Source organism: Pandoraea pnomenusa (assembly GCF_040391475.1).
Taxonomy (GTDB): Bacteria; Pseudomonadota; Gammaproteobacteria; order Burkholderiales; family Burkholderiaceae; genus Pandoraea; species Pandoraea pnomenusa_C.
This window is the reverse complement of record NZ_JBEBXS010000002.1, coordinates 292,520-307,085: the sequence shown is the minus strand read 5'-3', so window position 1 is coordinate 307,085 and position 14,566 is coordinate 292,520. Positions and strand designations below refer to the sequence as shown.

Here is a 14,566-nt window from a genome sequence, read left to right as displayed (position 1 = left end):
GTCGCAACATCCCCATTTCATCAAGATTAAACCGTCGGAGAGTTCCAATGTTTCCGAAAAATGTTTGGTATGTCGCGTGTTCATCCAATGAAGTACAGGACAAACCTCTTGGCAGGCAGATATGCGGTGACCGTATCGTGTTCTATCGAAAAGGCGACGGAACCATTGCGGCGCTCGAGGACTACTGCCCACACCGTGGTGCGCCGCTCTCATTAGGCACGGTAAAAGACGACAACCTCGTCTGCGGCTATCACGGGCTGTCAATGGGCGCAGACGGTGTCTGTGCCGGAATGGCAAATCAGCGAGTGAATGGATTCCCGCGTCTGCGGACCTATCCCATCATCGAAGAGAACGGGTTCGTGTGGATTTGGCCGGGAGACCAAGACGCGTCCAGTGCCTCGCGGCCACCGACATTTGAATGGGCGAGCAGCCCCGATTGGGCGTATGGGGGCCACACATTCCGCCTGAAGTGTGACTACCGTCTGATGATTGACAACCTCATGGACCTCACGCACGAAACGCACGTGCACGCATCGAGCATCGGTCAGAGAGAAATCGAGGAAGTTCCGCCGAAGACGGAAGTGGACGGTGACACGGTCACCACTAGCCGACTCATGGAGGGAATCATGCCTCCGCCGTTCTGGGCAGCGGCGCTGCGCGCCAAGAACTTGGCCGATGACGTGCCGTGTGACCGCTGGCAAATCTGCAGGTACACCCCGCCCTCACACGTCATGATTGAAGCGGGGGTGGCTCACTCAGGCAAAGGCGGCTATGTCGCGAGTGACGCCGACAAAGTGACGTGCGTCGTGGTCGACTTCATTACGCCAGAGTCGGATGGCTCCATGTGGTATTTCCTAGGGCTCGCACGAACGTTTTCCGTTGAAGACCAAGCCCTGACAGACTCAATTCGTGGCGCTCAGGCAAAGATTTTTGCAGAGGACCTCCTCATGTTGGAAGCCCAACACGAAAACCATGTTCACTGGAACGGTCGCCCCGTTCTCAAGCTGAACATCGACAGCGGAGGGGTCCAATCTCGACGTGTCCTCGAACGCTTGGTGGAACAGGAGCAATCTGCCTGACCAGCCTCTCGTTTGCAGTCAGTCGCGCGACACTGCACTCGCGCTCAAGATATCAGACTACCTTACAATCGAATCTGGCATTCGGGCAGCTCATCCGTTTGCCAGTTCTCGTTACGCAATTACTCTCGCTTTCCCTAATTTGTCGTTTCAACAATAAGGAGACGTGTTATGAGCAGTAATCGAGGAGTGGTTTATGTGGAACCCGGCAAGGTCGAAGTGCGGTCTATTCCGTTCCCGGGGATGGTCGACCCTACCGGCAGAAAGGCGAACCACGCCGTAATTCTGAAGGTCATCTCCACAAATATTTGCGGGTCCGACCAGCATATGGTGCGCGGCCGAACGACAGCCCCCCAAGGACTGGTATTGGGCCACGAAATCACAGGGGAAGTCATTGAGGTAGGCTCTGACGTCATCACCTTGGAGAAGGGCGATGTGGTGTCGGTCCCATTCAATGTTGCATGCGGACGTTGCCCGATGTGCAAAACCCAAAACACTGGGGTTTGCCTGAGTGTGAACCCTGGACGTCCCGGGGGGGCGTATGGGTATGTAGACATGGGGGGGTGGATTGGCGGTCAGGCGGAATACGTATTGGTGCCGTTCGCTGACTTCAACCTTCTGAAGTTCCCGGACCGCGACCGAGCTATGGAGAAAATTCGCGACCTCACCTGTCTCTCGGACATTCTGCCCACCGGCTACCACGGAGCAGTGACTGCTGGCGTTCGCCCTGGGGCCTCGGTCTACATCGCGGGCGCCGGCCCGGTTGGGATGGCTGCGGCTGCTTCGTCCCGTTTGCTCGGCGCCGCTGTAACCATCGTTGGTGACGTAAACCCGAAGCGCTTGGAGCATGCACGAGCGGTCGGCTTCGAAACGGTTGACCTTTCTCTAGACACCCCCCTGTCCGAGCAAATTGCCGCTATCGTTGGCGAGCCCACAGTGGATTGTGCAGTTGATTGTGTCGGATTTGAAGCAAGGGGACACGGTCACTCCGGCTCTCAACACGAGGCTCCGGCCACAGTACTCAACTCTTTGATGGAAGTGACGCGCGTGGCCGGCAAGATTGGCATCCCCGGTCTGTACGTAACGGACGACCCGGGCGGAGTGGATAAGGCAGCGCAGCTCGGTAGCCTGTCGGTTCGCCTCGGACTTGGATGGGCGAAATCGCATAGCTTCTTCACCGGCCAAACTCCCGTGATGAAGTACAACCGTGACCTTATGAACGCTATTCTGTGGAATCGAATAGACGTCGCCAAGGCGGTAAACGTTCAGGTCATTTCCCTTGAAGATTCGCCGCGTGGTTACACCGAGTTCGACGCTGGCGCTCCTAAGAAATTTGTAATTGACCCTCACGGGGTCTTGTCCAAAGCCGTGTAAGGTCTATATAGAGAGCGGGCAACCGCTCTCTGTCTCGCACAATTCCGGCCACCGCGTTATGCCGCGCCGCTCCAAACCCAAGCCATGCCCGAGCGCTGCCGGTGTTCGACTGCTTCGCCACAGGTAGGTGTGAGTTCGAGTAACCGGCGGCAGCCCAATCCGTGACCTTGCACGCCCGCTGATGGAGGAGCGTGCAGAGCACGCTCGGGCATCTGTAGCAATCGGCGTCAGGGACCGGCTTTCGATTATGTACATCGAATGGGTGCGAAGCAGTGAACCTATCACCGTGATGCGCAGTATTGGCGTGCGGTTGCCCATTGCGACGACTTCAATGGGACGTGCCTATCTCGTCGCGGCGAGCGAGGACGAGCGGCGGTCAGTGCTCGACCAGGTGCGTATGCAAGACGAGGACGAGTGGCCTAGCGTAGAGCGCGGAATCGAACAGGCGAAAATTGATTACCAAGAGCGTGGGTTCTGCTTGTCCGTAGGCGATTGGGACCGAGGCATCTCAAGCGTTGGCGTTCCCTTTACAGCACCGGACGGCACGCAGATGGCTTTCAATTGTGGCGGTCCAGCATTCATCTTGAGCAGGGATGCTCTTGAGCATGACATAGGGCCGCGGCTGGTTGAACTCGCCCGCCGCATCAGCGTGGCTACAGGGCGGGCGTGATGTATTCAACGCGCCGTTGCTATATCCCGTTGCCACTTGGTGCTCTCTGGTCTGCAGCCAATTGATTGGCCTATGTCAGTCTTTGATGTGAGGCGCGAAGCTGGGCGGCATCTCCTGGCTGCCCTCCTGACGCTATTGCCGTTGTCTGTGTTGGCAACTTGTCTCGGGCCGACGAGTTTTAGCCTTCCGATGCCCCACGCAGTGATGTGCAATTGGCCTAAGATTCTGACTCGAGCAACCAGCGCTGTAGTTCATCGGTAAGTTCTCTCGAAGTGTCGGGGGCGGCTTCGAGTCGGACAAAGCACTCTTGGAGCCTATCCTGGCTTCTCGGTACTCTAGGTTTGTGCAGCGATTATTTTCAGGGTGGTAGTGCAAACGGGCTTGCTAGGTTCGCCGCCCAAGTCCCCCCAATTGCTTCTCGAGCGTGCTAACCGTCGTATGGATGACATTGACTACACACTTCTGGTCTCCGCTCTCGTAAACCCATCGGCAGAAGGCGTGAACATTCTCCATGGGTGGAGCCAGTCCCTCGTCAATAATTGCTCTCAATCTCGTCGTTGCTTCGTCGAGTGATAGCGGGCGTTTCATCTTTTTATCTTCGACCTTCTCTTCAAGAAACGCGTGGGCGATGTAAGTGTTCCTGTACGCGTAAATTTCCTTCTTCTTGATTTTTTGCTTGATTCCGTTGAGGTCGTCTCGGATTTCGGTTGGGAGCGTTTGAATGTCTTTGCCGTAGTGCTCGAGAATCTCTTGGAGCTTGCTAAGATTCAGGACCAGCGCGCCCAGCATCATCCTTGCCCATGACATTGCCTCGAGTTTGTTATTGAGCTCTCTCAATATTGGAGCCAGGTCAGCTGGGGTCTTCAAGTCCATGGTGAGGTCATTCAACTGCCAGGCCATTTGGCGAAGCCTGCTCTCCTGAAGTTCACTAGGTTTTCTGATTTCAGTTGCCTCTGTCATATCCAAGCGCCACCGGTAATGAGTTGAAGCCGGCAGACGGAATGAGGTTAGGGGTGCGCTCTCCTGGTTGCCGGGGTCTGCACATCGCAAAGCGGCGGCATACGCAAGGCTCCTATGCTGTTTTCCAGGACCTAAATTTTTGCATGAACGATGCATCGGCTTGCTCAACAATCAGAACGGCAAGCAGGTCTACGCACGTGACACGCATTCTAATACGCTCAACGCGGCCACATCCCCATAAGTGTGGAGCGGCTCTATGGCAACCAGGGAGCGATGGCGGGGGGCATCTCACGTTAGCGACATCTCGCGCCGTGCAGAGCGACGTATGCCCTCGTTTGGGAACGATTCGAAAGGTGCGTTGATTCGATGGGGAGATGCTTCGGAGGAGTTGCAGCGTGCCGAGCAACGATGAGCTTCGTGTGCAAGACCAAGGGTGTCTCTGACCTGAGTTTCATGCGATTGAGACCCCCCAGTGCGTTGGATTACCGAGATTACAAAGTTTATAAAAGATTAGGGGGGGTGGATATCCACAGAAAACACCCGCTATTCGCCGCTAGTTTCCTTGGTGACCGAGTGGCCATTTACTACACACGGCAAGCTGGGCTACTACGGACGGCAAGTGAGTGGTGATGTGCGTCACCAAATTTGCCGGCATCCAACGTAGCCTTGCCCAGGTCAGTATGCCGCCAGCTCACTTCTCGTCTGACGCTGCAGCTTGGTACGCCTTTATCCCGGTTTGCTGGCCGGCTTGATACGCCAGCACCGGGTCTTTCCTCACAAAGCGGTTGTTCCCGGTTATGTGGTGCAGCTTTAGTTTGCCTTGGTCAATGAGCTTGTCGATGTGTGGCCGGGAAACGAACAACATCTTCGCTGCGTCCGATGTGGACATGAACTCGTCGCCCTCCCGCTGTGAGCTGGGTCCTCGACTCGACTCCTTCTTGCCCGTCGACATGGTGGTGTCCTTGGTGGCCAATACTCGATTCGAGCCTAGGCTAAGCCAGTGGCGAAAGCAATTAGGCAAGCGGAAGCATTGAGCTGCGGTTACATTTTTGGTAGCCCGTCATAATCACCCACCAGCGCGAATAGCGCGGTGAACTCGGGAGTTCAGTCATCGCATACAGACTCTTGGTGGACTCGCACTTTGGGCAGAGCGTACCAGCCGAGTGAACGACGCGAGACGTCCATTTGTCAGAGTCCATCTGGGCACTCCCATTGGGAGCTTCAGGGTTCCATTTGCGGGTGCCTGCCCGGCAGACCACCGTAGGTGGAATGCCTCATCCGATACGTCGAAAACCAATATCAGATGCTGACGTACAAAGAGCCAATAGAAGTACGTGAATGGCGGGGCAGGAGGTTGAGGTGGCGGGACAAGCCGTGACCAAGAGTCGGTCCCTCATGGCCGAGTTTGAGCTGGTGACCGAAGACTTGAGAATCATCTCGAACGGGACTGCGATTCAATTCCGGGACCCCGCGGCGGCGGGCCGCGGTAAAGAGCTGACTTGACTGGATGGCGCGGACAGCGAGAAATTCCGGGAGGCTTGATGCTGGAGCGTTGCGCTTGGGCGGATTGCCTCTGCACCGTAATCCGCTGAACCGGCTTCGTCCCGTCAGTCTTCCAGTACACCGTGCTTCTTCAACCACGCCTCATGCGTTTTGACTGTTGTGGCGAAGAGGCCTGGGGCTGCTTTGTACAAAATCTTGAAGCCAGAAAGACAGCGCTCCTCACGGTTGCTCCCCGAAAGGGTCTGGATGGACGAATCCACGAGTGTCGCGCTCGGTCCGAGATGGACCGTCTTATTTGCGGCGATTGCACTCTCCATCATGTCAACTTCCGGCTGCGTCGCACATTCAAGCAGCGTTGCACGCAAAATTTCCCTTTCCTTCGGTGCAAGCACTGGCGGTCCGAGCGGCATTGACGCCTCGATAAGTTCGGCAGTGACGTCAATCTCGAAGCGTCCTTTCTCAACGTCGAAACCTGGCGTTTCGAAAAGCACAGAGTACAAGCCGAGGACAGTGAACAGGGCTACGCCGACACGCCAAAGCGACGTTCCACAAATATCACGTCCAAACAATGTTGCGGACGCCGCCAGCATACCGGCCAAAAAGTAGCCAGCCGCTCCGCCATATGTCCCGTTCCAAAGTCCCTTTGCCGTAAAAATAATTCCGGCCAAGAGAGCCATCGCCGCAATCACCGCCCGAAACGACATACAAACTCCACATCTGGAGGAAATGCTCTTGGCAGACCCAAGTGTCTAACATTCCCTTGGTTGCCGGCCCCGCACAGTCAAATCTGGACGCAGTGCGGGACCGCAATGAAATATCACTGAGAGGCCTCGCTCACATAAGCGGTGCTGCACATGGTCAAGCCACATCAACGCCCGCTTAGCTTTGTGAGGGCATCGAGCGCAGGGTGAGGTAACCCTTCGTCCTTCACGATGCCGTCGGACGCGGGGCGGAATAGCGGGGCCAGCACCAGTTTCCTGTCCTCAGGTGACAAGTCTTTGTCGCTCTCAAGCAGCGCCAGATAAGTCTTCACCATTACCACTCGCTCAGCCGCGTCGGTCTCCAGGTGGCTATGGCTAAGGAAAATCCTGACGATAAGGCGGGTTGCCCAGACGCCAATGACGGCAACTAGGACAAGTACGCTGGCTCGCCAGAGCTCTGGCTTGCCGTCAGCAGTGAGGTTGCCCATGACCCACCAAGCCACGCCGCCGAGCATCAAGGCCAAGATTGCCATTGACCCAAACGTCCAGCCTCCGAGCACTTTGGTGCGCTTTTGATGGTGACTGCGTCGGTCTTCCCAGTAGTCTACGGGCGCACGCAAAGTCATCTTCTCGCGAAACACCTCCTGCAGATTCTGCATAGTGCTACTGTGCCCCTCCAGTGCGGCAGCGTGCAGTTCTTTGATTTTTTCAAGGGCTCTGGAGAACTGATTAGCATTCCCTTGCGCCGTTGTGCGACAGTCATCGCGCAATTGCTCGTACTCTCGATGCAGCGAGTTCATCGCCTCCGCTTTCTCGGCAATGACTCTAGAGAAACCGGCTTTCATTTCCTCCACGCTCGCCAGTTGTGCTTGGTAGCTGTCCCGAGGCACGCTACCGATGCCGTACCGGTCAGCAATTCCGGCCAGAAATCCCCGCCACGCCGCCGGGGCATTGGTGTCGAAGGGATACTGCTCGTTGGGGGCGTAGACAAACATGTACGCCAATGCTTCCAGGGGGTCTCGTTTCTGAAGCTCGGAAATCCGGATTCCTATGGATGACATGCTGTGAGGGAATCCTCGCGTTACGTACAAACTATTGAGTGACGAACGAGCGGACGTGACAGCGCTACCGAGGTGAACGTGCCCATTCGGGTAGTTCGACACTCGCGTCACGGTCGTTGATATCTCGTCTAGCTGGCTCACCTGTGCGTATACGGCGTTTCGGAAATTTCCACCTGCGACGGAATACACCCAGTTCCAATGGTTCCGCTCGGTGGATATCCAGGCAAGTAGTTCCGTTAGCGAGGTTGGGGCGAAAACCCCGCCATTTGCTCCTAGGTCCAGCGAGAACAGTGGCACCACCGGCGCGGCAGGCACAGCATCTTCCATTGAGTTTCCCCCGAAAAACGTATTATTTTATTTCTGGTGAACCTGTGTAGGGCTACAGATTCACAATTGGAAAATGTTACCAAATCCGTGCGTATTTGCGAACTTATCACTCTAGGCGGATTGTTGCACGACACTCCTAGCTGTGAAATGACGTTCGTTAACGCCTTCTTTCGCATTTCCGAATTTCAAGATGCGTCAATTTCGGTTGTTCGCAGTAGTGTTGCTGCGCTGTTAGAATCGACGTAAATAAAGAAGAACAACGAATTAAATTTCGAGGGGAATTTCACGTGAAAGTCCTGAAGGCGCTCGCAACGTGCAACCGCGTCGTTGCCGTGAGTCGCATGGCCGGCAACGCGCCACGTCCGACCAGACACATTTTCCAGATTCCGTGTAATACGGAATCTGCGGGCCGTCCGGTAAGGTCCCATCTTGCTGATGCCTTGGAGAACGTCGCCGAAGCGTTTGCTTTCGCGGTGACGAGGACCATACGAGAAGCGCTGTGTCTGGACCGTACATTTGGACTGGGGGCTTCATGATACAAACCGATTTCGGGACTTTCGATGGTACAAGCTGGGAGCGCTTGTGCCAGTCTGCGTTCAAGATGAAATACGGACCGTCTTATCAGCGTATGCCGGCGTCACCTGGTGACTATGGAATCGAAGGTTGGACGACTGACGGCCTCGCGTTCCAGTGCTATTGTCCAGAGCGACATTACACGCAGGATGAACTCTACGGCGCCATTCGAGACAAGATTACCCGTGACGTTGGCAAGCTCAAGTCTTATGCGGCGCAGATTGCTGAGCGTATTGGGTCCACGAGGATTCATAACTGGCTCTTTGTGACACCAACGATAAACGACAACGAGCTTCACAAGCACGCGCGAAAGAAGGAGAGGGACGCCCGCAAGTGGGAACTGTCTATCCTCACCGAAAGCTTCAATATTTCGCTGCTGGACGCGGGCTACTTTTCCAGCGAGTTTGAGCAGTGCAGGCGCAACGCCGGGACTGCTTTGCAGCTCGGGCCGGCGGTGGACAAGTCGATAGTCTTGCCGGAGGCGCCGGAGGAATATGACAAGCTCATCGCTCGAAAGAACCGAATGCGCTTCAAGTCCCGACAGGGCAGCCCGACGTTTGAATCTGACTTGTCGGAGTTCAACAAGCTCGTTCAAGGCAAGTTTCTACGCTGCGACCAGCACTTGGCGACGATAGAGCGAACATCTCCTCAGGCCTTCGCTCAGGTCATTCGAGTCATTGGGCTTTATGCCGACGAGATGCAGGAGCTCAAGTATTTTTGGACCGGCGAGCCCAATGAGCTGGTGGATTCGGTCAAGGCCGAACTTGGCAATCGTCTGGAGAAAGAGCTTGGCGGCATTGTCAGCTTCAGCGACGCTCGCAATCTCGCAGACCTGGTCGTAGCGCGTTGGCTTGCCGTGTGTCAGTTGGACTTTTCGGAGCCAATTAAATAATGGCAACTCTTGAGTTCAACGTTCGCCCGTCAACCGTACTCCCGGACCATCGTCCGCTTTTCAAAATTACGCAACTGCTGCTTGTATTGTTGCTGGCGTCGCGTGGAAGAAAGTCTAGCCTCGTCCGCTTGCAGTTGTTCAACTGGGTCTTGAAAGATGACGCACGAAGGGAGAAGCTGGTTAGCGCCGCAAAGAGTCAGGAAATCGATTTTCCTGCGTGGGGCCTGGACCCCGCCGTGCAGAAGGCAATGACTCTCGCCGCCGCAGATGGGCTCATCGTCGCAACCGCAAAATCAGTGGCTTTAACGAGAAAGGGCAGCGACCTCTGCGAACTTGCTTTGACGGAGAAACTGTACGACGCCGACGCCTCCTACTTACGTGGACTCAGGACGTCAATCACCGAAAAAATGGTCGACAATATCGTGGAGAAGTGGGTCTAGTATGCTCATCCGTGGAATCGAAATTCGAATCATTAGCGACGGTGAGACCTTCGGGTTTCGTACCCCCTTTATGCCGGGGCTCAACATCATCAAGGGGCGTAACTCATCGGGGAAAAGTACCCTGGTTAACACGCTGATGTATGGCCTCGGGTTCGAGGAGTTGGTCGGTGTAAAGGGTGAGAAAGCCCTGACATCAGCCGTACGCGACAGCTTCCAGTTTGACGGCAAGACGCGTGTCATAAGCCAATCCGCCGTGCTAGTGGAAGTTGAAAACGACTCCGGCAAGGTCGTCACTTTCCGACGTCCTATCCGGAGCGAGAGTAAGCAAACCAAGCTCGTCGAAGCCTTTGACGGAGCATTGCTCACCAAGCCAGGCGATGCTGTCGGTGAGCCAGCGCCGCTATTCCTGCATGACCCCGGCGCCGCGAAGTACGAGAGCGGCTTCTTACGCTACCTTGAGACGTTTCTCGGTATGCAACTACCGCGTGTGCAATCTTCAATCGGTGGGCTCACGCGGCTCTATCCGCAAGTCGTTGCAGCTGCGCTGTTCATCGAACAGAAGCGAGGTTGGACCGACTACATAGCAAACATCCCGTTTTATCAAATTTTGGGGGCACCTACCCGAGTTGTTCAGTACCTCTTGGGTCTGGACAACTTTAAGCTCGAGGAGGAGCGGGCGCTCAACGAGCAGCGTCTCAATCAACTGCAGGCTCGGTGGGCGGACTATTTTGCAGAGTTACAGGCGGCCTTGCGAGTGGTGGATGTTTCCACGCAGGGCATTCCAAAGACCCTGCATGGCTCGTTCAAGTCGAGCGATGTGTCGCTTTGGGTGAGGGTCGAGTCGGAGATGGTTGCTGTGTCGAAAGCCGTCTCGGATAAGGCGGAGCAGTGGTGGGCGATTGAGCATCGTCGCAAAGCTGGGCCGGTATCGGCCACCCAAGATGTTATTGACTTGCTGAACGAGCGGACCGCCAAGCTGGACAGCCTCATGGCTAGCTACGAGACATTGACGAGCGAAGCGCGTCTTCGACAAAACACCCTAGGCGAGTTCCGTCAGCTTCTGCAGCAGGCTGAGTCAGACCTTCGCAAGAACAAGACGACCCGAAAGCTCCACGACTTGGGAGCTAGCCTTCAAATTCAATCCGCAGAGGGAAAATGTCCAACCTGCGGCGCAGACATCGAGAACACGTTACTCCCCCACACAGAGGGCGTGACACCTATGGACTTGCAGCACAACATCGACTACCTCGAAGCTCAGATGAGGATGCTCAAGGGTCAAATTGCTGGTTTGGAGAGCATGAGTGAGCAGTCCGCTGGCCACATCTCAACGTTGGAGGGAGCGATAGCGCAGCAGCGAGCATACGTCGTGAATTTGAGAAAGGACATTTCCCAGTCCGACGCGACGCTCGAAGCCGATGTCCGGAGGCAGGTAATTCTGGAGCAGGATGTCCGCTCGCTACAAGGTGCGGAGTCTCGTTTGTCGACCTTCCTTGAGCGCGCAGATGACCTGGTGGATAAGCTCATCAGTGCCGAAGCGGAGCGTGCGACGTTTCCGAGCGACCTATACAGCAGGCAAGACCGCGTCAAAATTTCAATCCTCGAGAAGAACTTTCGCGCGAACGCATCGGCGTTCAACTATACGAGTGCCGAAATTCCAGAGGTCCAAATCAATGTAGGAACCTTGCTCCCGGCATTGGGTGACATCACACTGCGTGAAGTGTTAAAGCGAAACGTGAAATCAGAGTCATCCGCAAGTGACTTTGTCAGACTTATCTGGGCGTTCCTTCTGGCGGTCTATCAAACATCGTCAACGCGAGACTACGCGGGTAACCATCCAGGCGTGTTGATGTTCGACGAGCCAGGCCAGCATTCAATGAGCGAGACGAGCCAGAAGGCACTTGTGAACCTGATGAGCGGGCTGAAGCAGCTTCAAAGCATTCTTGCTGCATCATTCGACGAAAGCGTCGCTGTGTTTGACCGTGTGACTGGGGGCAGCCAGTTTCATCTCATCGAATTGCCGGAGAAGTTCATTGCCCCAATGGAGCACGATGGTGGAATGTAGGCTCCCGGATGGTCTGGCTGTGTCCACGCGCGGGGGACTCGGTCCGTGTGCACTGAATAGCTGCAGCAGCTTCCTACGATGAGCTGCCGCAGCTAAATGCATTTGTCGCATAGCACGGAACTACTCGATGGCGGTTTCAGCTTCAATGAGAAGGTACTCAACTTCCTGTCGCACAAGCTGCCATCCATCTTTCAAAATCCGCGTAGCTTCCTCGACGAGTTCGTCATCAAGTCCGAAGCTCTCGATGTCAGTGATGCCCATACTCTCGAGGTCCGAGGCAGACGCCTCGCCCATCGAGATTCTGAACGATATCGTTTCGGCGATTGTGAAGTACTCGACGGTGTCGTCGTCCCAAATTTCCTCGGCCACCATTCCAGCGATTCCATACAACGCCTGCCAGTTATGTGGCAGGTCCGGGACGGGAACCCCGGACGCTAGCGCAGTCCGACGCGTAGCTTCTGGGCAGGTCCGCGGACGAAACTGCCCTCGCCAAGCACTTTCATCTGATTGCCTATCTTCATTTCTCCACACTATCGCGTCACCGTCTCCGCCGAAACTTTGATAGACAATTTTATGACCAGCTTCGTGAAACGCGGTCCTGTGAAGCTCGCGTGCGGCAATCTGTTCTTCAGTTGACTTAATCATCGCGCTGCGGAATGTCGAGTTAGCTCTTACGAAAATAGGGGGGGCCAACCAAGAGGGGCATTGTCAATAGCCCCATGGCACGTGAATACACGACCACTTAATCGCATTATAAAAGCACCAGACCGAGATGTATAGGCAGTAGATTTATAAGTTGTAGATATATAATTCTCAGGCGTGCATATCTATTGAATTCATCCTCCTCCCTATGAGCAAGAGAGAAAGCTTTGACCCGTACCTCCGACGCCTGATTGCAGAAAACTGTCGGCGACTTCGTTTGGCACAGGGGATTTCCCAGGAGGCGCTTAGCGAGCTATGCGGCTTTCATCGCACCTACATCAGCCAACTCGAGAGAGCAGTAGTCAACGTGACGGTGGATAACATTCAGTTATTAGCTGACGGCCTCGGTGTGCACCCAATAATCTTGGTTCGTGAATAACGAATGCGAGGTCTGACTGGGAGTCATTTCCTGTCGCAGCTCGGAGGGCACCAACCAGAACGGCAAGGCTGCATGCTTGCTTCCGCAACAGTCACGCGAAATTTTTATTCATGGCATTCGTCGCGTGAAGCAAAGCCGGGTACGAACCATCCATCGTCGCAAACACTCTCAGCGAACGCGCATCGACGTCCGCGGAAATGCGATGCACTGACGCGTGCTTATGAAAGGAAACCGGGGCTAGCGCGGACCACCCAGCGCGTCCTCAGACGAAGAGCTGGTGCCCCAAGCTCCAAATGCTTCTGGGCCGAAGGCCGCATCCCGCAGATGCTAGTCAACATTGTGTCAATGCCTGCCTGAGTGGGCAATCACCCACGCCTCCACAGCGCAGGCAAAATCTCCCGCAGCCAATCCCTATCATGGTTGTAAAGCCACTGAAACCCGTTTCCAGGAAGCATCCGAATGGACTTAATGGGTAGGTCCGGATGCGTCGCAAGAGCCTCAGTGAGCCGTTCGCGATAGTGTTCCCGTTGGCGTCTCTCGTATGCAGCAGCCCATTGACTTTTGAGAGAAGGCCGGTCGGCGAGATAGTCTTTGATAAACGCTGGACGGACATCAACTGCTTTCGCAATTTGTGAGCGACTCTGCCCCGACAAAAGTAAATTGCACAGTTCTCGTTCGCGCGACGTACCAACAATTCGCTGGCGCCGAGCACGACCCTGCACTCCCAATTTGTCTAGCGTACGCGTGGCTTGAGTGACAGGTATGCCTAGACTATGGGCGGAACTGGTAACCGACTTCCCGCGTCCCACCATGTCGTGCAACGCTCTTTGACCGTCGCGAAGTTTCGAGATTATCGCCTCCTCACCGCCATCGGCCATCAAGCCTATGACCTCCGAGTGCAACACACTAAACGCCTCGAAGCTGTCAAACAGAAAGCTCATTAACATTAGGTGCTTCATCGGATGTCGGTGCCCCGGCACGCGTCGCAACAAAAGGGGAAGAAATCCAGCCGACGTCGGACCGACATTGCCAGTGAGCCCTCCCCCAAGTCGCCCAAGCGTCTCCCCGAAATGGTCCGAAAACCCGTCGCTAAGGGACTGCATACGCACACTCCCGTCTAATGCGACCCAACCACGCTGCTTCGCTGCGAGGAGGTAGGTGCATCGCAACCCGGCATCGGAGTAACTGGAGGCTTGTTCGGCTCGTAATTGCTGCGTCCACCTTCCCAAGTTCGCAAGCGCGATAAACGCCTGAGAGCGTCGCGACGAAAGGAAATAGGGGCGCGCACCGTCGATATTGGGCAGGTAGAAGTCGTTCATGACACCCCTTGATGACGAAGTGGCTGGCACCATCAACCAGACATGGTGAATGTCACAAATGAATGTGGATGGGAACTGCTGCGCGGTCACCCACCAAGGGGTTCCGCATGCGGATTTTTGCACCTCAGCGCAGTGCGGACAGAATTTGAGGGCGTAAAGCGGCTGGACGCCGGAGCGAGAAAGGCCTAGTTTTCGCAGAGCGCTTGAACCATGAGGACCGATGAGTGAATCACGAATGTCGTGGTCCGCTTCGAGTGACAAAAAAGGCGCGTGAATGCCATAGACGGTTCGCTCATGCAGCAACTGACTGGCTGTCGCGTCGCTTTGCATGAAGTGATGGAAACTCCCCAATCGGAACGGAAAATCGTGTCGCAAGCATGCTGTCGAGTGCCCGCTGAGTAAACGACTGAGAGTTCTGCCACTTAGTCCACTGTGTAATCGATGTAACCGCGCGCACCAACTGTACACCGACTCATCGGTGTAAGCCGGAACGCTCAGCCCACTCTGAAAAAGCGACTCACCCATTG

Annotated in this window: 13 protein-coding genes; 7 read left to right on the top strand and 6 right to left on the bottom strand. The window is 55.4% G+C overall.

Features of this window, described 5'->3' with window-relative positions:
- Window positions 1-47 precede the first annotated feature (47 nt).
- From ABWO90_RS03970 to ABWO90_RS03960, 3 genes are all read left to right on the top strand, one after another.
- A complete protein-coding gene (locus ABWO90_RS03970; protein WP_353189894.1) occupies window positions 48-1,079 on the top strand; it encodes a Rieske 2Fe-2S domain-containing protein in 1,032 nt (343 codons plus the stop codon).
- A gap of 168 nt (window positions 1,080-1,247) precedes the next feature.
- The gene (gene fdhA, locus ABWO90_RS03965; RefSeq protein ID WP_353189893.1) at window positions 1,248-2,450 is read left to right on the top strand and encodes a formaldehyde dehydrogenase, glutathione-independent; all 1,203 of its coding nucleotides are present in this window, start codon (window positions 1,248-1,250) and stop codon (window positions 2,448-2,450) included.
- A 157-nt stretch (window positions 2,451-2,607) separates the two neighbouring features.
- Entirely contained in the window at window positions 2,608-3,120 is a 513-nt protein-coding gene (locus ABWO90_RS03960) for an IclR family transcriptional regulator (protein WP_502922536.1), read from the top strand.
- Between the two features lie 384 nt (window positions 3,121-3,504).
- Here the strand turns inward: ABWO90_RS03960 and ABWO90_RS03955 are convergent, their stop codons facing one another.
- The 4 genes from ABWO90_RS03955 to ABWO90_RS03940 form a co-directional block, all read right to left on the bottom strand.
- Window positions 3,505-4,080, bottom strand: coding sequence for a hypothetical protein (locus ABWO90_RS03955; RefSeq protein ID WP_353189891.1), 576 nt, complete (start codon window positions 4,078-4,080; stop codon window positions 3,505-3,507).
- A gap of 691 nt (window positions 4,081-4,771) precedes the next feature.
- A complete protein-coding gene (locus ABWO90_RS03950) occupies window positions 4,772-5,032 on the bottom strand; it encodes a helix-turn-helix domain-containing protein (protein ID WP_353189890.1) in 261 nt (86 codons plus the stop codon).
- A gap of 655 nt (window positions 5,033-5,687) precedes the next feature.
- Window positions 5,688-6,287 carry a hypothetical protein gene (locus ABWO90_RS03945; RefSeq protein WP_353189889.1) on the bottom strand — a complete coding sequence of 200 codons (600 nt, stop codon included), beginning with the start codon at window positions 6,285-6,287 and terminating at the stop codon, window positions 5,688-5,690.
- A 164-nt stretch (window positions 6,288-6,451) separates the two neighbouring features.
- A complete protein-coding gene (locus tag ABWO90_RS03940) occupies window positions 6,452-7,345 on the bottom strand; it encodes a DUF6161 domain-containing protein (RefSeq protein ID WP_353189888.1) in 894 nt (297 codons plus the stop codon).
- 859 nt (window positions 7,346-8,204) lie between these two features.
- Between ABWO90_RS03940 and ABWO90_RS03935 the strand changes: the two genes are divergently transcribed.
- The 3 genes from ABWO90_RS03935 to ABWO90_RS03925 are packed head-to-tail and all read left to right on the top strand — an operon-like array spanning window position 8,205 to window position 11,639.
- Complete coding sequence (locus ABWO90_RS03935; protein WP_353189887.1) at window positions 8,205-9,137, top strand: hypothetical protein; 933 nt, start codon at window positions 8,205-8,207, stop codon at window positions 9,135-9,137.
- Window positions 9,137-9,577: a hypothetical protein gene (locus ABWO90_RS03930; RefSeq protein WP_353189886.1), complete on the top strand. Its 441-nt coding sequence runs from the start codon at window positions 9,137-9,139 to the stop codon at window positions 9,575-9,577. The genes ABWO90_RS03935 and ABWO90_RS03930 overlap by 1 nt, the downstream gene beginning before the upstream one ends.
- Before the next feature lies 1 nt (window position 9,578).
- Entirely contained in the window at window positions 9,579-11,639 is a 2,061-nt protein-coding gene (locus tag ABWO90_RS03925; protein ID WP_353189885.1) for an AAA family ATPase, read from the top strand.
- A 120-nt stretch (window positions 11,640-11,759) separates the two neighbouring features.
- Here ABWO90_RS03925 and ABWO90_RS03920 read toward each other — a convergent pair whose 3' ends face one another.
- Window positions 11,760-12,011: a hypothetical protein gene (locus tag ABWO90_RS03920; protein WP_353189884.1), complete on the bottom strand. Its 252-nt coding sequence runs from the start codon at window positions 12,009-12,011 to the stop codon at window positions 11,760-11,762.
- 478 nt (window positions 12,012-12,489) lie between these two features.
- On the opposite strand from ABWO90_RS03920, the gene ABWO90_RS03915 reads away from it, so the two are divergent.
- The gene (locus tag ABWO90_RS03915) at window positions 12,490-12,720 is read left to right on the top strand and encodes a helix-turn-helix domain-containing protein (protein WP_353189883.1); all 231 of its coding nucleotides are present in this window, start codon (window positions 12,490-12,492) and stop codon (window positions 12,718-12,720) included.
- Between the two features lie 365 nt (window positions 12,721-13,085).
- Here the strand turns inward: ABWO90_RS03915 and ABWO90_RS03910 are convergent, their stop codons facing one another.
- A complete protein-coding gene (locus ABWO90_RS03910) occupies window positions 13,086-14,564 on the bottom strand; it encodes a TnsD family Tn7-like transposition protein (protein WP_353189882.1) in 1,479 nt (492 codons plus the stop codon).
- Between the last annotated feature and the right edge of the window lie 2 nt (window positions 14,565-14,566).

Excerpts from the sequence above, each read along its gene's own strand:
- ABWO90_RS03970 (WP_353189894.1), top strand. The coding sequence starts at position 48 with ATGTTTCCGAAAAATGTTTGGTATGTCGCGTGTTCATCCAATGAAGTA.
- fdhA (WP_353189893.1), top strand. The coding sequence starts at position 1,248 with ATGAGCAGTAATCGAGGAGTGGTTTATGTGGAACCCGGCAAGGTCGAA.
- ABWO90_RS03955 (WP_353189891.1), bottom strand. The coding sequence starts at position 4,080 with ATGACAGAGGCAACTGAAATCAGAAAACCTAGTGAACTTCAGGAGAGC.
- ABWO90_RS03950 (WP_353189890.1), bottom strand. The coding sequence starts at position 5,032 with ATGTCGACGGGCAAGAAGGAGTCGAGTCGAGGACCCAGCTCACAGCGG.
- ABWO90_RS03945 (WP_353189889.1), bottom strand. The coding sequence starts at position 6,287 with ATGTCGTTTCGGGCGGTGATTGCGGCGATGGCTCTCTTGGCCGGAATT.
- ABWO90_RS03940 (WP_353189888.1), bottom strand. The coding sequence starts at position 7,345 with ATGTCATCCATAGGAATCCGGATTTCCGAGCTTCAGAAACGAGACCCC.
- ABWO90_RS03935 (WP_353189887.1), top strand. The coding sequence starts at position 8,205 with ATGATACAAACCGATTTCGGGACTTTCGATGGTACAAGCTGGGAGCGC.
- ABWO90_RS03930 (WP_353189886.1), top strand. The coding sequence starts at position 9,137 with ATGGCAACTCTTGAGTTCAACGTTCGCCCGTCAACCGTACTCCCGGAC.
- ABWO90_RS03925 (WP_353189885.1), top strand. The coding sequence starts at position 9,579 with ATGCTCATCCGTGGAATCGAAATTCGAATCATTAGCGACGGTGAGACC.
- ABWO90_RS03920 (WP_353189884.1), bottom strand. The coding sequence starts at position 12,011 with ATGGTGGCCGAGGAAATTTGGGACGACGACACCGTCGAGTACTTCACA.
- ABWO90_RS03915 (WP_353189883.1), top strand. The coding sequence starts at position 12,490 with ATGAGCAAGAGAGAAAGCTTTGACCCGTACCTCCGACGCCTGATTGCA.
- ABWO90_RS03910 (WP_353189882.1), bottom strand. The coding sequence starts at position 14,564 with ATGGGTGAGTCGCTTTTTCAGAGTGGGCTGAGCGTTCCGGCTTACACC.